General features: G+C 44.6%; 16 protein-coding genes and 1 tRNA gene. 7 read left to right on the top strand and 10 right to left on the bottom strand.

Annotated features, from left to right (window positions below):
* The first annotated feature begins 14 nt into the window (after positions 1-14).
* A complete protein-coding gene (asd, locus tag JHD45_RS02825; RefSeq protein ID WP_199474674.1) occupies positions 15-872 on the top strand; it encodes an archaetidylserine decarboxylase in 858 nt (285 codons plus the stop codon).
* Between the two features lie 160 nt (positions 873-1,032).
* On the opposite strand, the gene secF is transcribed toward asd, so the two are convergent.
* The 5 genes from secF to queA form a co-directional block, all read right to left on the bottom strand.
* Positions 1,033-1,947: a protein translocase subunit SecF gene (gene secF / locus JHD45_RS02820; protein ID WP_199474673.1), complete on the bottom strand. Its 915-nt coding sequence runs from the start codon at positions 1,945-1,947 to the stop codon at positions 1,033-1,035.
* 9 nt (positions 1,948-1,956) lie between these two features.
* Positions 1,957-3,807: a protein translocase subunit SecD gene (gene secD / locus JHD45_RS02815; protein WP_199474672.1), complete on the bottom strand. Its 1,851-nt coding sequence runs from the start codon at positions 3,805-3,807 to the stop codon at positions 1,957-1,959.
* Between the two features lie 77 nt (positions 3,808-3,884).
* Positions 3,885-4,211, bottom strand: coding sequence for a preprotein translocase subunit YajC (yajC, locus tag JHD45_RS02810; RefSeq protein WP_067015003.1), 327 nt, complete (start codon positions 4,209-4,211; stop codon positions 3,885-3,887).
* 75 nt (positions 4,212-4,286) lie between these two features.
* Positions 4,287-5,405: a tRNA guanosine(34) transglycosylase Tgt gene (gene tgt / locus JHD45_RS02805; protein ID WP_199474837.1), complete on the bottom strand. Its 1,119-nt coding sequence runs from the start codon at positions 5,403-5,405 to the stop codon at positions 4,287-4,289.
* 32 nt (positions 5,406-5,437) lie between these two features.
* On the bottom strand, positions 5,438-6,499 hold the full coding sequence (queA, locus tag JHD45_RS02800; RefSeq protein ID WP_199474836.1) for a tRNA preQ1(34) S-adenosylmethionine ribosyltransferase-isomerase QueA: 1,062 nt from the start codon (positions 6,497-6,499) through the stop codon (positions 5,438-5,440).
* Between the two features lie 179 nt (positions 6,500-6,678).
* Between queA and JHD45_RS02795 the strand changes: the two genes are divergently transcribed.
* Positions 6,679-6,763: transfer RNA gene (locus tag JHD45_RS02795), tRNA-Leu, on the top strand.
* Between the two features lie 139 nt (positions 6,764-6,902).
* Positions 6,903-7,100, top strand: coding sequence for a DUF2986 domain-containing protein (locus JHD45_RS02790; protein ID WP_199474671.1), 198 nt, complete (start codon positions 6,903-6,905; stop codon positions 7,098-7,100).
* A gap of 3 nt (positions 7,101-7,103) precedes the next feature.
* Here the strand turns inward: JHD45_RS02790 and JHD45_RS02785 are convergent, their stop codons facing one another.
* Positions 7,104-7,955: a helix-turn-helix domain-containing protein gene (locus JHD45_RS02785; RefSeq protein WP_233407533.1), complete on the bottom strand. Its 852-nt coding sequence runs from the start codon at positions 7,953-7,955 to the stop codon at positions 7,104-7,106.
* A gap of 225 nt (positions 7,956-8,180) precedes the next feature.
* On the opposite strand from JHD45_RS02785, the gene JHD45_RS02780 reads away from it, so the two are divergent.
* The 3 genes from JHD45_RS02780 (at position 8,181) to JHD45_RS02770 (ending at position 12,294) form a co-directional block, all read left to right on the top strand.
* Positions 8,181-9,647 (top strand): alanine/glycine:cation symporter family protein, encoded by a 1,467-nt coding sequence (locus tag JHD45_RS02780; protein ID WP_199474670.1) that lies wholly within the window; start codon positions 8,181-8,183, stop codon positions 9,645-9,647.
* An 86-nt stretch (positions 9,648-9,733) separates the two neighbouring features.
* Positions 9,734-11,266: an aspartate ammonia-lyase gene (locus JHD45_RS02775; protein ID WP_233407532.1), complete on the top strand. Its 1,533-nt coding sequence runs from the start codon at positions 9,734-9,736 to the stop codon at positions 11,264-11,266.
* Complete coding sequence (locus JHD45_RS02770) at positions 11,263-12,294, top strand: asparaginase (protein ID WP_199474669.1); 1,032 nt, start codon at positions 11,263-11,265, stop codon at positions 12,292-12,294. Before JHD45_RS02775 ends, JHD45_RS02770 begins: the two co-directional genes overlap by 4 nt.
* Positions 12,295-12,372: 78 nt before the next feature.
* Here JHD45_RS02770 and JHD45_RS02765 read toward each other — a convergent pair whose 3' ends face one another.
* Both JHD45_RS02765 and JHD45_RS02760 read right to left on the bottom strand, forming a co-directional pair.
* The gene (locus JHD45_RS02765) at positions 12,373-12,720 is read right to left on the bottom strand and encodes a VOC family protein (RefSeq protein ID WP_199474668.1); all 348 of its coding nucleotides are present in this window, start codon (positions 12,718-12,720) and stop codon (positions 12,373-12,375) included.
* Positions 12,721-12,757: 37 nt separating this feature from the next.
* Positions 12,758-13,639, bottom strand: coding sequence for a DMT family transporter (locus tag JHD45_RS02760; RefSeq protein WP_199474667.1), 882 nt, complete (start codon positions 13,637-13,639; stop codon positions 12,758-12,760).
* 414 nt (positions 13,640-14,053) lie between these two features.
* On the opposite strand from JHD45_RS02760, the gene JHD45_RS02755 reads away from it, so the two are divergent.
* Positions 14,054-18,043, top strand: coding sequence for a non-ribosomal peptide synthetase (locus tag JHD45_RS02755; protein ID WP_199474666.1), 3,990 nt, complete (start codon positions 14,054-14,056; stop codon positions 18,041-18,043).
* A 108-nt stretch (positions 18,044-18,151) separates the two neighbouring features.
* On the opposite strand, the gene JHD45_RS02750 is transcribed toward JHD45_RS02755, so the two are convergent.
* Positions 18,152-18,880 carry an aspartate/glutamate racemase family protein gene (locus JHD45_RS02750; protein ID WP_199474665.1) on the bottom strand — a complete coding sequence of 243 codons (729 nt, stop codon included), beginning with the start codon at positions 18,878-18,880 and terminating at the stop codon, positions 18,152-18,154.
* A gap of 16 nt (positions 18,881-18,896) precedes the next feature.
* Entirely contained in the window at positions 18,897-19,565 is a 669-nt protein-coding gene (locus tag JHD45_RS02745; protein WP_199474664.1) for a GntR family transcriptional regulator, read from the bottom strand.
* Between the last annotated feature and the right edge of the window lie 190 nt (positions 19,566-19,755).

The raw sequence follows: 19,755 nt of genomic DNA, 5'->3' as shown, positions 1-19,755 counted from the left end.
AGGACATATACACCGTGACAAAAGATCAAATATTTGCCTTTGCACAACATATCACCCCTCAAAAAACCCTATCCAGATTGATCGGCAAAATCGCTGAATGCGAAACAAGCTGGGTAAAAAATACTTTCATTAGCCAGTTCGTCAAAAAATATCAAGTCGACATGTCAGAGGCCGTCAATAGCAACGCGTTATCTTATCGCAATTTCAACGACTTTTTCACTCGCGCTATTCGTCCAGAATTACGCCCAATTTGCGATGAAGATAACAGCATCGTTTGCCCTGCTGACGGCGCCATCAGTCAAATTGGCAAAATCGAATATGGCACACTTTATCAGGCAAAAGGTCACACTTATAGCCTCACCTCCCTTCTTGGTGGGGATGCAGCACTATCAGACCAGTTTCTAGGCGGCTCTTTTGCTACCGTCTACCTATCTCCTCGAGATTACCACAGAGTGCATATACCTCTAACAGGCAAACTGACTAAGATGATCCACATTCCAGGCAAACTCTTCTCGGTCAATAAGGTAACAGCCGAGCAAATTCCAAGTGTATTCGCACGCAACGAGCGCACCGTGTGCCTATTTGACACAGAAGCTGGCCCAATGGCGGTAATATTAGTTGGCGCAATGATTGTGGCAAGCATTGAAACCACCTGGGCAGGCCAAGTCACACCATTTAACAAAAACGTAGTCACTTGGGACTATCAAGACCTAAGCAACATTGAAATCCAAAAAGGAGAGGAAATGGGGCGTTTTAAACTAGGCTCAACAGCCATTGTGCTATTCGGCAAAGACGCCGTGAAATGGGAGGAAAACCTTCAGGCTGACAGCAAAACCAAAATGGGCATGAAGTTCGGCACCGTTATCAAGTAACCCCCCTCCCACTCCCCTTCATCTATACCCCTCGACCATAGATCAAAAAAAGGCCTATAACAATCGTTACAGGCCTTTCAGTTAACAGTTAACAGTTAACAAGTCCGCTAAAGGCTGACTCATCAATTTGCAAAGATGCTAACTACTTATCTAGGAATACTTATGGCAGTTCATCTTCAAACTCAGGTTTTGGTGCTGGCACCAAATCCTCACGAGAGACCTTCATGGTCAACAATAAATTTGCCGCCACAAAAATAGAAGAATACGTACCAATGGTAATGCCAACGATCATAGCTAAAGAGAAGTTATGAATTGACTCCCCTCCCCAGAAAAACAATACAACAACCGTGAATAATGTCGTCAAAGACGTCACGATAGTACGACTCAATGTCTGGTTAATGGATACGTTAATCAAATCGTGAGGGGTCGTATCCCGCATGATACGAAAGTTCTCACGAATCCGGTCACAGACTACGATCGTATCATTCAAGGAATAACCAATCAGTGCAAGCACAGCCGCCAATACCGTTAAATCAAACTCGTAACCGAAAAATGAGAAAAAGCCTAAGGTGATAATAACGTCGTGAACCAAAGCCACAACAGACGCCACAGAGAACTTAAACTGGAAGCGAATAGCGACATAGACCATCACAACCAATAAAGCCAGCAACATCCCTAAGCCGCCCTGCTCACGCAGTTGTTTACCGACTTGAGCCCCAACAAACTCAGAACGAACCAGAGACACTGAGACTTTGCCGTTATCTTGAAGTGCTGACAATACCTGTCCACCTAATTCAGGAGTATATTTGTTCGCCATACGAACAACGATATCCGTTGGCGAACCAAAGTTCTGCACAACAACATCCTTATAACCTCCAGCATCTAACATTTTACGAACCTGGACTAGATCAGGCGCCTCTTTATAAGTCACCTCTATCAGAGTCCCCCCTGTGAAGTCCAAGCCAAACCTAATTCCCTTTGTCGCAAGAGAAACAATAGAGATCAAAATCAACGCAAGCGAAAAACAAGCCACGATCTTGCGCATCTCCATAAATGGAATTTTTGTCACTTTCATGGAGTTCCCCTAAAGATACAATTTCTTATTCTTAGTACCACCGTACACCAGATTAATCTGGGCACGCGTTACAACAATCGCTGTAAACATAGACGTAAGAATACCGAGAGATAATGTGACCGCGAAACCTTTTACAGAACCCGTTCCGACGGCAAACAGGATAACCGCCACCAGCAAAGTCGTTATGTTCGAGTCAAGAATGGTGGCAAATGCGCGATTAAAGCCAGAATAAATTGCTTGATGGCTTGGCATACCATTCCCCAACTCCTCCCTTATCCTCGAGAAAATAAGCACGTTGGCATCCACCGCCATCCCCATTGTCAGTACAATACCCGCAATGCCTGGCAAGGTTAACGTTGCTCCCAGCACAGACATACAAGCTAATAGCAATATCACGTTCAAAACCAACGAGATGTTAGCGAACAGACCAAACAATCGGTAATAAGCCAACATAAATAGCATAACAACCAACAGAGCAATTTTCGCTGACTGCATACCCAAGTGGATATTTTGCGCCCCTAAGCTTGGCCCAATAGTACGCTCACCCACAAAATAAATAGGAGCCGCTAACGCACCCGCACGAAGCAATAGCGCCAACTCAGACGCCTCACGCGGACTATCCAATCCCGTAATACGGAAAGAGTTCCCCAACGTCGTCTGAATGGTAGCAAGAGAAATAATACTTTTCTGTTCGTATGACTTACGCACAGGAGTCAGCTTACCATCTTTATTCACATATATATTACGCGTTTTATGCTCAATGAAGACCACCGCCATATTGCGACCGATGGCTGAACGCGTCACACGCGCCATTTTCTTACCACCGATGGAATCCAAACTAATATTAACCTGTGGACGCCCATTCTGATCAAAAGACGAAGACGCATCAGAGACATTGTCTCCGGTGACAATAATATCACGGTCTAACCGAGCGGTTCGGTTACTGTTGTTTCTAAATGGCAAAGTTTCCACATCAGAGCCATCTTGGTCTAAGCCAGCCTCTAAATGAAACTCAAGGTTAGCCGTAGCACCGATAATACGTTTGGCTGCCGCTGTGTCTTGCACACCAGGCAATTCAACTACGATACGATCACTGCCTTGACGCTGAACCAATGGCTCAGCCACACCTAATTCATTTACACGATTACGCAAAGTGGTTAAGTTTTGCTGAATCGCATAAGACTCAATTTCTTTACGCGCTGCATCTGTATACTTCGCGTCCAGGTAAAAATCCTTACCGCTGTCGCGTTCAGTATAGTCATATTGGTTAAACTTATCTTTCAACAATGATTCAGCTAGTGTGCGGTCTTCTTGCTTGAGGAATCGAATAGACAAGACACCATTATTGATGGACACACTACGGTAACGAATGCGCTCTTGACGCATATCTGTTTTCATTTCGCTCGAAGCCACTTCCATTTTTTGCTTCAACGCAGCAGGCATATCCACCTGCAATAAGAAATGCACACCACCACGCAAATCCAATCCTAGTTTTGCTGGACCCGCACCAATATCCCTCAACCAAGTAGGTGTTGTCGGCACAAGGTTTAACGCCGTAACATAGCCGTCCCCTAAAGTTTCAGCCACAACAGGCTTGGCAGCTAATTGATCCTGACCATTATAAAAACGCAAGGTAGCACCAGTAGACTCCAATTCTGCTTTTTTCAACTTAATATGAGCCTGAGCTAAAGCGGCCTCTACTTTTTTCAATGTCTGTTCGTTTACGACGGTCGTTGCTTTTTGAGTAGAAATTTGCAAAGCAGGATCATCTGGATACAAGTTCGGCAAGGCATAGACTATCCCCACCGCCAAAACGAAAAGTATTGCGAGATACTTCCACAAGGGATACTTGTTGAGCATGAAGAATCCTTTACACCTAAAATAATAATACGAATGAAAGAAGAAAAGCGCCTAAACAAGGCGCTTTTCTAAAAAGGTTAGATGGATTTCAGTGTTCCTTTAGGTAGCACAGCCGCTACAGAAGACTTTTGGAATTTCATCTCAATGTTTTCAGAAACTTCAAGCGTTACGTAATTGTCTTCAACTTTTGTCACTTTCCCCAACAAGCCACCACCTGTTACAACTTCAGTGCCTTTTGCCAGAGAAGCAAGCAAATTTTTATGCTCTTTAGTACGCTTCGCCTGTGGACGCCACATAAGGAAGTAAAAGATAACGACAAAACCAGCAAGCAGTACTAGGTTAAAAATACCTGCACTGGCTGGTGCAGCATCGGCTGCGTATGCGGATGAGATCAATGAGATCATGTTATTAACTCTCCAATGGTTTAAAAAACTGTTATCAATTTAATAAAAATTGACATAAATCTTGCTAATTGATTACTAATCGCTCAAAGGTGGCGTTTCTAACCCACGTTTCGCGTAAAACTCATCAACAAAGGCGTCAAATCTACCTTCATCGAGCGCGAGACGCAATCCCGCCATCAAGGTTTGATAGTATCTTAAGTTATGAATGGTGTTTAATTGCGCTCCCACCATTTCTTGACACTTATCCAAGTGATGTAAATAAGACCGAGAAAAGTTTTTACAAGTGTAGCAATCACATTCTTTGTCCAATGGGGACGTATCGTGGCGATTCGTCGCATTACGAATACGCACCACACCATCAGAAGTAAATAAATGTCCATTACGGGCATTACGCGTAGGCATCACGCAATCGAACATATCCACACCACGACGCACACCTTCCACCAAGTCTTCTGGCTTACCCACTCCCATTAGATAACGAGGCTTGTTATCAGGCATTTTCGGCGTCACGTAATCCAACACCTTCATCATTTCTTCTTTTGGCTCACCAACAGACAAACCGCCAATGGCATAGCCATCAAAACCAATCTCCGTTAATCCCTCAAGGGACTCATCTCGAAGGTGCTCATACATGCTACCTTGGATAATACCAAATAGCGCCGACGGGCTATCGCCATGCTCATCTTTTGAGCGTTTCGCCCAGCGCAAACTCATACGCATGGAAGCTGCTGCACTCTCTGGTGTTGCTGGGTATGGCGTACATTCATCAAAAATCATTACGATATCCGAACCCAAATCTTTTTGCACTTGCATAGAGATTTCAGGACTCAAAAACACTTTAGAACCATTGATAGGCGAACGAAAGCTCACACCCTCTTCTGTGATTTTGCGCATTTCCCCTAGTGAAAACACTTGAAAACCACCAGAATCTGTCAAAATGGGCTTTTTCCACTGAGTAAAATCATGCAAATCACCATGGGCTTTAATGACTTCCGTACCGGGGCGCAGCCAAAGATGGAAGGTATTACCAAGAATGATATCCGCACCGATTTCTTCGATATCTTTGGTTAACATGCCTTTAACTGAACCATAAGTGCCCACAGGCATAAAAGCAGGTGTCTCAACCTTACCTCGAGGAAACGTTAATGTGGCTCTACGCGCCTTACCGGACGTCTTGTGTAGTTCGAAGTCCATAAAACATTCTGGACGTTTATCTGACATACGTCTTATTCCTTACTCTGCGGGCCTTTAGCCTGCGCATTACGTGTTATAAACATGGCATCGCCATAACTAAAAAATCGATATTGCTTTTCCACCGCCATTTTATAAGCCGACATGACCTGCTCATAACCCGCAAACGCACTGATCAACATAATCAGTGTCGATTCTGGCAAATGAAAATTCGTTATCAAACAATCAACGGTTTTAAACTCATAACCGGGATAAATAAAAATACTGGTATCGTCTTTCATCGGCTTAATTTCACCGCTTTGGCTGGCCGACTCCAGACTGCGCACACTGGTAGTGCCCACTGCAATGACTCGACCACCCCGAGCCTTTGTGGCTTTTACTTGCTCGACCACCGATTCTTCGACTTCCACATACTCCGCATGCATGATGTGGTCTTTAACATGATCTACCTTAACGGGTTGAAACGTTCCCGCTCCCACATGGAGGGTAACAAACGCAATATTCACCCCTTTCGCGTGAATCTTATCAAGCAAGGCTTCATCAAAATGCAAACCAGCAGTCGGTGCCGCTACCGCCCCAGGCTTTTGATTATAAACCGTTTGATAACGTTCTTGGTCGCTGTCTTCATCAGGGCGCTCAATGTACGGAGGCAATGGCATATGGCCCACTCTTGAAAGCACTTGCAAAACGGGCTCATTAAAAGCCAGGTAAAACAAGGCGCCTGAGCGCTCCACCATCGTCACTTCAATCGATTCATTCTTATCTTGACCTAGAAAAAGCTTGGTACCAGACTTGGGAGATTTGCTCGCACGAATATGAGCCAACGCTTCGGTCTCATTGACGATACGTTCAATTAAAATTTCGATTTTACCGCCAGACTCTTTCTCTCCAAACACACGAGCAGGAATAACTCGAGTGTTGTTAAACACCATCAGATCACCAGGCTGAACTAAGTCCAACACATTAGAAAATTGCAAATGCGCCAGCTCGCCAGTAGGTCCATCAAGCTTTAACAACCGGCTTGAGGTTCGATCTGGAGTTGGGTAAGTGGCAATAAGAGAGTCAGGCAAATCAAAGTGATAATCAGAAACACGCATACGAAGAAAACGACCTAGAAAAATGACCCGGTATTTTAGCGAATTTTTCGCCAAAAAGGTACGTTCCATGTGCATCAGAAGCGAGAAAAGCCACCTAGAAGAAAAGAAAAGCCAAAAAATTTAGCAATAGCATTGACAACGCATTTAAAACCAATAGAATACGCAACACCTTTTTCAAGGCCAGTGTGGTGGAATTGGTAGACACGACGGATTCAAAATCCGTTGCCTTCGGGTGTGGCGGTTCGAGTCCGCCTACTGGTACCAACGTAAGAAAGCCCTAATCGTTGATTAGGGCTTTTTTTTGTCGTTAGAAAACCATCCCAGTAACAGAAATATCTAGCCTTGTATATAAATACGTCAGACAACCAAAAAGTGTGCTCACAGCCTCATCTAGGGACGCATAATGAATCGCCGTAAAAAAATAAAAGCCATACTAACCAAGCGCAGCAAACAGGCAAATCGCAAAGCCAATCCCCCAAAAGCGAAACCCAAATATCTATCTAAGGCAGAACGAGCAAGACTCGAAACGGAAGCAACCGAAAATCAAGCATCTTCCATTGAAACAATTGACACTCAAAAAATAGACCGACAACAAAATTAGCACTTAAAAGCGCGCTCTAAAGTGCCACTCACCCGGCGCAATAGTATTAGCAATCGCTTGACGAATACTGGCATCAATCTGCTCACTATCCGCATCATACAAACCACACAAAACCAGAGCCTCACGTTTGTTAACTTGCTTACCCAAATGCTCGTAAACCACTCTTGCACAACAGGGCATCCGCTCACCACTGCCCGACACACCTAGTTTCAATCCGGTCAATCGGTCAACACGATTCTTAAAGGAAGGAAACAAAATTGTTTGTGTCACTTCATGACCCGTTAGGGTTTCGTAGTCCGTCAAAAAAATTCGATCCGCTAAAAAGTACGCTACCCCTTTATAAATACCGTGAAAAGGTTTGGCTCGCCCCTCTTCTCGCAAACGCTCCGTTCGCTGGAAGTACATTTTTCCATTGCGCAACTCAATACACACCAAAGTCCTAAGAATTTTCCCAGGACAGGCCATGGACAGGTAGTATTCAAAATAATAACCAAGATACTTATCCTGACCCGCCAAACTGATGCGCTGCAGATTATCACAGTGCTGCTGCTCTAAAGAAACCGATGATGCATTGGCTTTATGAATGGGGCGAACTTGCACTAGCCGTTGAAATTGAGTGTGAGGTAACGTTATTTCACTTTCCTCAACCCCAAAAAACTCACAAAAACGCCTCATCGTGTTAGCAGATGGTCGATTAGTGCCGTTTAAATAGCGATTAAACTGAGGTCGGTTGATACCAAGACGACGACACACCTCGGAAGTGGATTTGTAATAACTACAAAGTAAACGCAAATTTTCTTTAAAATTATCTGGCACAGTGACATTACTCTCAAGGCTTGAGTGAAACCATTGCAAAACAATACACCATTCACTCACGTATTATTATTCGGCTTATAGTAAATCACCCAAACACAAAACCACAACTAAAACTGATGCTAATTGACGCTATTATAGCATCAATTCGCATCAAAAAAGACAAAGTTACAAACTTCTAACAATCGCCCACCTCTTGTTCAATAACACCTCTCTCTTCCTACAAAAAATATAAAATCGGTTCATACCGAAAAGGAGTTCTGTTAAATGTTATCTATGCTTAGCGACCTACTCTGGAGCAAAGTCCTAATTGCCGTCCTAATCGGGCTTGGCGTTTGGTTTACAGTGTCATCTCGATTTGTGCAATTTCGCTATTTTGGCAAAATGTTTGGCATTCTGACCGCTCGGCATCACGAAGGTGATGGCCATTTAAGCTCATTCCAAGCACTAATCCTATCCGTGGCCGGACGGGTCGGTGGGGGCAACATTGCCGGGGTCGCCGTCGCCATTGCACTGGGTGGACCGGGTGCGATTTTTTGGATGTGGGTGGTTGGCTTGATGGGTATGGCAACCAGTTTCATTGAATGTACACTTGCACAAGTATATAAAACCGCAGAGCCAGATGGCACTTACCGTGGTGGTCCGGCCTATTACATCGCTAAAGGCCTTGGTGCCAAATGGAAGTGGCTTTCCGTACTCTACTCCCTGTTATTATTAGCGACCTTTGGCATTGCCTTTACGGCATTACAATCCTATGCCGTTGCCAACTCTCTACAAGACGCGTTTGGTATTCCATTGTCTTATAGTGGCATTGCTCTCGCCTTAATCGTTGGTTTAATCATATTTGGCGGCGTTCGACGCATCGCCAAAGTCGCAGAGGTATTGGTTCCTATTATGGCAGGTGGATACCTACTCATTGCTATCATCGTATTAGCCCTGCACATTAGCGCCATTCCAGATACCTTGATGTTGATTGTTAAAAGTGCCTTTGGCCTCGGACCTGCCGTTGCAGGTGGTGTCGGTGCTGCTATTTTAATGGGCGTAAAACGCGGCCTATTCTCGAACGAAGCAGGCTTAGGCAGCGCACCCAACGTTGCCGCCGTCGCATTCGTCCCTCATCCAGCAAACCAAGGTGTGGTACAGGCTTTTTCAGTGTTTATCGATACGATAGTGCTCTGCACTTGTACTGCCTTAATCATTCTATTGGGTACAGCTTACGACCCAAGTAGCGCCAGTGTGGCCGATGGAGTCGCACTAACACAAGCCTCTCTGGCAACCCATATCGGTGAATCAGGCCGCATATTTGTCAGCATCGCTTTACTATTGTTCGGCTTTAGTACCATTTTGTATAACTATTATTTAGGTGAAAACAGCCTAAGCTACCTAACGAAAAGTCGTAACAATGAATTTTTAATGAATGGCTTTCGTGTCGCCATTGTGTGTCTTTGTTGCTTGGGTGCCGTGTTGGATTTAGGCACTGTATTTGCTTTTGCAGATTTGACCATGGGCTTATTGGCTCTGGTAAACCTGTTTGCTTTAGCGCTGTTATTCAAAATCAGCCGACGGGTGGTCAAAGATTATGACGATCAAATACAAGCAGGTATAACACAGCCTATTTTTGATGCCAGCCAATTCTCCGATCTAGATTTAGATAAAGCAGCATGGCCAATTCCAACAACCCAAGATCAGCAGCTAAACACCGCTGGCTTAAAAGCAGGAATTATTAACCAGTAACCCCAAGCACGTTTTACTCTCTTAACGCTTCAATTGGGAAGCCAAACGGTAAAACGTGCTCTCTTTAATTGACAGGATAAACAATCATGAATACGCGTTCTGAATACGATTTACTTGGTAATATGGACGTTCCTTCTGAAGCCTTTTATGGCATTCAAACCCTTCGCGCAGCGCAAAATTTTTCCATCACTGGCGTCCCTATTTCTCATTTTCCTGAGCTCATCAAGGCCTTGGCCATGGTGAAAGCGGCTGCTGCCCGCACGAATCAGGACATGAATCTACTCAGTAAAGAGAAAGCAGACGCCATCGTTCTAGCCTGCCAGGATTTAATCCTTGGCAAGTATCACGATCAATTCATTGTCGACGTCATTCAAGGGGGAGCAGGTACCTCTACGAATATGAACGCGAATGAAGTAATCGCCAACATCGCACTGGAAAAGCTCGGGTATGCGAAAGGCGAATACAAATATTTGCATCCAAACGATGATGTAAACCGCTCACAATCGACTAATGATGCCTACCCAACGGCTGCCTGCCTCGGCATTCAATTCGCTGCGGACAATTTCGTACCAAGTCTCGCCTCCCTAAAAAAATCACTGGAAACGAAAGGCAAAGAATTTGCGCACATTGTCAAAATGGGCCGCACTCAATTACAAGATGCGGTTCCCATGACACTGGGTCAAGAATTCGAGGCGTTTGCCGTCACTTTAGGAGAAGATATTGACCGCATTAGCGAAGCCTGCGCCCTATTGTGTGAAGTCAACCTTGGGGGCACAGCCATCGGCACGGGCATCAATACATCAGAAGGCTATGCCAAATTAGTCGTGGAAAAATTAGCGACCATTTCGACTAAACCCTTAGTGCCTGCTTCTAATCTAGTGGAAGCCACTTCCGATATGGGGGCATTCGTCTTTTTCTCTGGCATTCTGAAGCGCCTTGCCATCAAACTCAGCAAAATGAGCAACGATTTGCGCCTACTTTCTAGTGGTCCTCGCACTGGTCTTGGTGAAATCAATCTACCACCAATGCAACCTGGCTCTTCCATCATGCCAGGCAAAGTCAACCCTGTTATACCAGAAGCCATGAACCAAACCGCCTATCAGGTGATTGCATCGGATCTGGCCGTTACCTTGGCTGCCGAAGCGGGTCAGTTACAGCTTAATGCCATGGAACCCATGATCATTTACAATCTACTCAACTCACTCAAAATGCTCAAAGAAGCCTGCCAAATGCTTGAAAAGCGCTGCATCAATGGCATTACTGCCAATGAAGCAAAATGTGCTGATCATGTTGAAAACAGTATCGGCATTATCACCGCACTTGTTCCTCACATTGGCTACTCCAATGCCTCACGCATTGCCAATACCGCCCTACATACTGGCAACACCGTTAAAGCATTGGTCATTGAAGAAAACTTACTTACAGAAGAACAAGTTAACTTGTTGCTCAGCCCAGAATCCATGCTTTCTCCCAGCAAAATACTACTCTCTTCAGCAGAAAAGGCCTCTTCCGATACTCAAGCCCCTGCAAAAAAGAAAGCCGCTTCTGATAAAAAAGTGACGACCAAAAAGAAAGCACCATCAAAGAAAAAATCGCCGTCTAAAAAGGACAAATTATGAGTTCAGATATTCTTATCCTTTATACTGGCGGCACCATTGGCATGGTTCACTCAGAGCAGGGCTTAGCCCCTGCCTCTGGCTTGCAAGAGCGCATTGAATTAGCAATGGGAGCCAGTCTTGAATCTCTACCGAGCTTTGAAGTACTGGAACTCAACCCATTAATAGACAGCGCTAACATTGCCCCAACCAACTGGACCAAATTGGTTCGCGTACTGGCAACCCATTGGCAAGATTACCAAGGCTTTGTTATTTTGCACGGCACGGACACCATGGCCTATACAGCGTCCGCTTTGTCTTTCATGCTAGGCGCTTGCACAAAAAATGTCCTACTGACTGGCTCGCAAATTCCCATCGGCATGAGCCGCAGCGACGCCACGGCCAATCTTCAAGCAGCGCTCTCGCTAGCCGCCAATCACAAGATCCCCGATGTTTGCTTAGTGTTCGACGGAAAATTAATGCGTGGTAATCGAGTAAAAAAAGTCAGTAGTGGCCGCTTTGAAGCTTTTCAAACACCAAACGATGATTTATTGGGTGAACTGGCCATTGAGATGCAAATCTATGCAAAACGCATGATAAAGCCAGTTAAACAGAATACGGTTGAGCCAATAGAAAATGCCATCATCCGCTTTCGAGAAGGTGCAGTCGCCGTATTAACACTGCACCCAAGCCAGCCTATTTCGATGTATCAAAGCCTATTGGATGATGAAAACTGTCAGGCCATCGTAATAATGACTTACGGGGCCGGAAATGTACCCGATAGAAACGAGCACTTTATGAATTTCTTAACCGAGGCCATGCTACGCAAGAAAAATATTGTTAATTTGACTCAATGTCTTCACGGTGGCGTATCACAAGGCACCTATGCTGCTGGCTCAATGCTGTCTTCTATGAAAGTTTTAAGTGGTTACGATATGACTTTAGAAGCCGCCTTTTGCAAACTTCATTTTTTACTTGCCAAGGGCGAAGATTACTACTCCATTATTGAAAAATGGCACAACAATCTTTGTGGAGAATTCAGCGAAGCATAACCCAGAGACGCATAAACAAAACTAGGCCACGAAAAAATAGTGGCCTTCAGTCTATTTTTCTTGTGTCATTTTTACCATTTAACGTCCCCACACAGCCCATTCGTTACCGCACGGATCTAAAAAGTGAAAACGTCGACCACCGGGAAACTCAAAAATCTCCTGCTCTATAATACCACCAGCAAACGCGACCTTATCTCGCGTTGCTTCTAAATCATCACTAAAGAGTATGACTAACGCTGCCCCATTTTGGGGACGCGAGCAAAAATCGGCCTGAAAGAACCCACCATCCAGCCCTGCGTTCTCAAAAGCCGTATAGTCAGGGCCGTAGTCCTTAAACCCCCAACCGAATACTTGACGAAAAAAGGTTTTATTCAATGCCAAATCACGAGCAGGTAATTCAACATAATTAATTTTATTCGTTTGCATAAATGCTCCTACAACCCAATAAAGTGGCACCTTGAGCCTATTTAGCGGTCACAACCAATATCACACTGATCATAATCATGGCACCTCCTACCCATTGCTGCTTGCTAATTTGCTCCGCAAAACGCCGCTTTGAATAATACAAGGTACCAATAACCTCTAATTGGCCTAATGTTTTCACCAACGCTGGATTCACCAGCGCAAACCCAGTAAACCAGCCAATCGACCCTAGAGAACTCAACGCCCCGACCTTTAAACTTAATGCAAAATTAGAGCGAAAAGGCGCAAATATGTCTCGTCTCTTGGTTATTTGAATACCACATAAAATAATCGACTGCAGCAACAGAACATACCATAAGGTCACCCCTGCACAAGTAATAATGGAGCCATTCAATGCATGGCTTGCCATCGAGGCTGACACAGAAGTAATCGCAAAACAAAGCCCACTTCCCAAACCAAATACCAGAGAAGTGTCTTTATGAACCAATTTAATATTTTTCCATTTAACGCTCATCACCAGCGCCCCTAGCACCCCAATCACAACGCCAGCCCAAGCCAATACACTCAACGAATTGTGCAGTATTGGTATACCGATCAGCGCCGCTAGCACAGCCTCTGTTTTTGCCAGCAAGGTTCCCAGAGCAAAACTACCGGACTGAAACACCCGCAACATAAGATAAGTCGCCATAATTTGTGCCAGTGCACATACCGTTGCGGCAAGCCAAAACATCGACCCCGCTGGTAGTGACACCCAGCCAAGCCATAAACCACACACCAACACATAAACCGACACCAAAGGTAGACCGTAAAGCGAACGAGACATAGTGGCATGCAAAAAACCCGACTCACGAGCTAAGGTGTTTTGATAAGCGGTACGAACAGATTGGCAAGCCGCTGCAAAAAGTGTGATAAAGACCCACATACTGGAACCCTTTCCTTAGTAGCAAAACGAAGATCGCAAGCATGAGGTCTAAGCATTTATTTGTAAAAGGAATAAAAGTCATCTATTGGATTCCGGTAAGGAATACACAGTACCACTAATGACTTTTTCTTGAGCCGTCAAATCTACAACCCATAGGCATCGCCTTTTTGGTCACACACTCTCTATCACAGAAAGATCAACGCCAAGATATTGATATAAGAATAATTTATTGCAGACAAATTCGAATAATGAACTATCTTAGTAAAATAGCCAATACAAACTTGATACAAATCACTTAACTAACTTACAAATTAATTATTTCTTATACTGTAAGTGAATGTTAAATTTATAGTCAGCCTATAAAAATAATCATTGACATTTTATGGATAATAACTTTTTGCAGGAGCAAAAAAAATGATTGAGCTAACCCAGCATCAGGCTGAATTGAAAAAAGCAACGCCATGTTCAGAGCAAAAACTACCGTTATCAACAGCACAAAGAGGTCAATGGATCGCCCAAAAACTCAATGATGAAAATGCTGCGTTTAATATTGCGGAATATCTGGACATCATTGGCAATCTCAATCCCGACTTATTCTCATTAGCAGTCAAACAGCTGATTCGAGAAGCGGACTGCATACGCAGCCGCATTATTGAAGAAGATGCTCAAACCTTACAAATCATTCTTGATGATGATCGGGGCTATCATTCCATGCTGGATTTTAGCACCTCGGCAAACCCTCATGCTGCGGCAACAAGCTGGATGCATAAAGACATGCTGCAACCTCTTAACCAGCGTGATGACGCCCTCTGGTGCAGTGCTCTGATCAAAATTGGAGAACAACACTATTATTGGTATCACCGTTGCCACCATGTTGCACTAGACGGTTTTGCTGGAAACCTGCTTACCCAACGACTCTCAGAAATCTATAACGCCCTAGAAACGAACCAAGATACGGGACCCAACCCATTTGGCTCCTTAGTTGATTTAATCAATAGTGAAGTAGATTACAAGCACTCCAGCCGCTTTAAAAAAGACCGTAAATACTGGCTGGAAAACCTTGTCCATATCCCAGATGCGGTCTCTTTATCCAAGCGGATCACCCCTTCTAATAAAAACTTACTGCGTAAGGCCATTCAACTTCCCCAAGCGTTAAGAGACGAATTGTCTACAATGAGCAAACACATTCAGGCCAGCCTTCCGCAAGCACTGATTGCCTTGGTTGCGGCCTATTTTTACCGCATGACGGGGGCAGAAGATTTGGTCTTTGCCATGCCTGTCAGCGCAAGAACAAGTCGCCTACATCGCAGCACTCCTGGCATGATGGCAAACGCGGTTCCAATTCGACTTAAGATCGACACCAACACGAATTTTGAAAGCCTCATTAAACAGACATCAAAGGTGGTTCTTAAAGCCCTTAGACACCAACAATACCGATACGAAGATTTAAAGCGTGACCTAGGACTGATGTCAAACGGACAGCAAATTGCCTCGTTAGGCGTCAATGTTGAACCCTTTGATTACAACCTTACGTTTGGTAATTGCACCACATCCCTTCACAATCTATCCAATGCTGTCATTGACGACTTAACGGTGTTTATTTTCGACAGAAACGACAACAATGGATTAACAATAGAGTTTGATGCAAACCCAAACCGTTACACCGAGCAAGACCTAATCAACCATTCAGAACAATTTGAGCGCATGGTAAATAACTTGGTCATGGAGCCTAGCCAGCCAATCAGCAAAGCCAGTTTATTGAGCGACAGTGAACGAAATAAAATAGTAAAACACTGGAATGATACTTCTAGGCCCATTCCTAAGCTTTCTGTGGTCGACCTCTTCGATGCCCAAGTAATGCGAACGCCTTCGGCCATTGCCGTCACCGATAAGCAACAGTCTCTCACCTACTTTGAACTAAATTGCCGTGCCAATGCTTGGGCCCGCAGACTACAACAAGAAACAGTGGGCACTCATGACCTTGTCGCTATCGCATTAACTCGAAATACCGATATGTTGGTGGCGTTGTTAGCCACACTAAAAACGGGAGCGGCCTATTTACCATTAGATCCAGACTTTCCTGAAGAACGTCTTCTACAAATATTAGAAGATGCCCAACCTAAAATAGTCCTGAGTTGCCAAGCGGCCGTCAATAAACTCCCAAGCATAAATACTCAAACACTGTTTATTGATAAGCCCGATTTTAATACTAAGCAAGCCGAGGCACATCAGCACTTAGACAACATCGCTATTAAGGGAGACACATCCGCTTATGTGATTTATACATCCGGTTCCACAGGACGTCCGAAAGGTGTTGAAATCCCTCACAAAGCACTTATCAACTTCCTATATGCTATGCAAAATGCCTTAGCACTGACACCAAAAGATCGATTTCTTGCCGTTACTACCATTTCATTTGACATTTCCATACTAGAATTATTTTTGCCTATTACCGTAGGTGCGTCTGTCTTGATAGCAGAACGAAGCATCGTGCGTGACCCGGAATTACTCACTCATTTTGCCGTTGATCACAATGCCACCCTAATGCAGGCAACGCCCTCCTTGTGGCAGGCCATTTTACCCACCTACTCAGAGCAATGGCACGGCATCAAACCTTTGGTTGGCGGTGAAGCCCTGCAAGGCCAATTGGCGAATCATATGGCAAAACTGGGGCATCCTGTCCTTAACCTGTTTGGTCCAACAGAAACCACCATCTGGTCTACCATCATGGCACTGGACAATCCTAGGGATCTTAATCACCCACCAATAGGACGCCCTATTTTCAACACCCAAGTCTACGTGCTGGATAAAGCAATGGAACCGGTTCCCATTGATGTCACTGGCGATCTATATATTGCAGGGGAAGGATTGGCATTAGGCTATTACAAACGTTCCGATTTAACACAAGAACGTTTTACGCCCAACCCATTTGAGAGCGGCAAACGCCTATACGCAACAGGCGACAAAGCCAGATGGCGTCAAGATGGTATACTTGAATATTTAGGCCGTGAAGACAATCAGGTAAAAATACGCGGTTTCCGTATTGAAACGGGCGATATAGAAACAAGCCTGCTGTCCTGTCGTGAAGTGCAGCAAGCAGTTGTGGTTGCGCAGGCTTCCAACACAGATGATATGCAGCTTGTGGCCTATATCATACCAGTGGATGAAACACTGGACAGCCAGACCATCCGTAGCCAACTGATTGCCAGTTTGCCCGATTATATGGTGCCAAACTATTACGTCATGCTCAAAGAAATGCCACTCACACCGAACGGCAAAATTAACCGTAAGGCCTTACCCAAACCCAGCTGGACCGACTCAAGCCATTATGTCGCCCCACGTAATAAAACAGAAGCCGCCTTGGCTTTCCTATGGGAAGACATTCTCGGGGTACGTCGAGTGGGCATTCACGATAACTTTTTCGCCATTGGTGGAGACTCAATCTCTGCCACAAAAATGGTGAATCAAGTAAAAAAACAGCTCTTGATAGACATTCCACTGGGCGTACTCTTTAAAACATCCACCATCTCAGACCTTGCAGAAATGTTAGACAACGACCATCAGCACGACCCGCTCGCCCATGTCTTGCCATTTAAAACCGACGGCGATGAGCCAGCTCTATTCTGTATTCACCCGGCTCTTGGGCTATCCCTAAGCTACACCAACTTATTGCGTTATCTTCCTGAGTCAACGCCGCTATATGGTTTGCAAGCCGATGGACTAAATCACACCTCGCGCTTACCCATGTCCATAGAGGAAATGGCCGAGGATTATATTATCCGTATTAAAAGAATCCAACCGAAAGGCCCTTATCGATTATTAGGTTGGTCGTTCGGTGGACTGGTCTCTCACGCCATCGCGGAAAAACTCCAAGCACAGGGCGAAGAGATCGCCTTTCTATGCATGCTGGATAGCTACCCCTATCAATTGAACGTAGCAGAACCCAAAGATGAAGCGGGTATGATTCAGTCATCCCTTTTATTTCTTGGTTATGACCTTAATAACATCCCTACTCCCCCCAAAAACAAAACCGAACTCGCCGCTTTTTTATGGCAGGAATTTGATGATTCTTCTCTGGCCGTCGTCGCGGAAATACAAAAACAACACCCCAATATTTTAGAGCATATCGAGCGGGTGATAACCAACAACCTCACCATTGCTAACCACTTTATCCCCCACCAGATCGACGCCAATTTACTATTTTTTGTTGCTAAAGACAGCATGAACGGTTCAATGGGAAAGATCTTGGAACATCGGGCAGACGCATGGCAATCAAGAGTGACAGGTAAGCTAGATGTCCACAATATCAAGTGTCGGCATCAGGAAATATTAGACCCCCATTACATGAATCAAATAGGGCCGATTATTAAAGCCCACCTAATTGAGTCCAACACAAACCTATAAAAAGTGTTTATCGAAACAAAAACGCCCGGTCATAGGATCGGGCATTTTTGTTTTTCCTGTTTCATCAACACGACAATCCATCTTGCGCATAACCAAATAGACTATACATTACGCTGAAAAATGTTCGTAGCGGCCAATAAAGCGTTTTGGAAAGGGCAAACCATATTGACCTGTTTTAGCCACACCTATCTTCAATTGTCCCAAAGACTCCGCTAGGGTCACTGCGGCTTTAACCCCATCAATCACAGGCACCTGCAACTCACGGGTTAATCTGTCCTCCCAGTCCGCCATCCCCGCACAGCCTAAAACAATCGCTTCAGCGCCTTCACTTAACGCCTTGAGTGCATCTTTTCGAATCTGAAGAAAACTTGCTTCAGGGTTTGACTCGCAGTCGGCAACCGCCAAATCACTAGCATAGATACCAGAACACTGATGTTCATAGCCATAACGCACTAACAAGTTTTTGGCAAAATGCACGGTACGCTTACGGGTTGTCACCACCGCAAAACGATGACAAACCAAACTCGCTATTTGAAACGCGGCACCTGCAATACCAATCACAGGAACACTCGATAACTCCCGCGCAGCATCTAAGGCAGGGTCACCAAAACAAGCGATAACGTGAGCATCAACATGATCTTGCTCTCCTTGAAGGATAAGATCCAACACACCCGCGCTTGCCAATACCTCATCAACCGCACATTCGATCGTTTCTGGTCCATGTGCCACATTACGAGCAATAATGCGCGTGCCATCATGCGCCACGCTCTGAGCGGCAGAGCGAATTTTTTCCGTTATTTCTTGATTGGCATTAGGGTTAATAATGTGCACACGCATGGCTGATACTCCACTCTTAGATCGTTGAAAAAAGGTCCTTGAAATTAATGCTTTTTGGTTTGTCGATAGTAAATTGCAAAGACGCTTTAATGGCTTCCAGGTGGCGTTTCATCCAAATTTTAGCGGGGCCCGCTTCCCTTTTATCCAGCATGTCCACCAAATCATGGTGGTGGCCGCAATCACATCCAACACTTTGTTTCGAGCCAAATACGGCAATCACCAAAGAAGAGCGCAAGGTAAGCTGACTAACAAATTCCGCCATGACCTGATTCCCTGAAAGCGACGCAAGCTCCGTATGAAATAGCGCCGATAACTGAATCATATCTTTGAGATTATTATTCTGCTCTGCCAATTCCTCTTGTTGTACAATGCCGTATAGGCGAGTTTTGCTCGACTCATCCCAATGTGTCACCACGTCATCGATCAACACTGGCTCAACCAAAATACGACTATCAAGCACTTGCTGAGCTTCTTCCGCTGTCGGTTTGGCCACATGGGCTCCTTTATTAGGCGTAATGGTGACAAACCTCTCCAAAGCCAGCCGATGCAAAACCTTCCGAATGCCTGTACGGCTGATTTGAAAGGTCTCAGCCAATTGGTCTTCTGGCAACCTAACCCCAGGCAAAAGGTGATGCTCGACGATCGCCTTCAACATTTGCTGATAAATTAACTCGTCTTTTCTCATATACTCACAAACCTACTACTATTAGATTGTATACAATAAAAAAATACAATACTTATTAGATAACAAAATTAGAGGCTCGACTGCACTAAAAAAAACCATTTCGCACCATAACAGGACAAAAAATCGTTTTTGAATAGTAAGCTAACGGAAAGATATTATTAAAATTCCTTATTTTTCCTTAGTTTAAACA

It is taken from the genome of Marinomonas spartinae (assembly GCF_016461715.1).
GTDB lineage: Bacteria > Pseudomonadota > Gammaproteobacteria > Pseudomonadales > Marinomonadaceae > Marinomonas > Marinomonas spartinae_A.
This window is presented reverse-complemented; position numbering and strand designations above follow the sequence as displayed.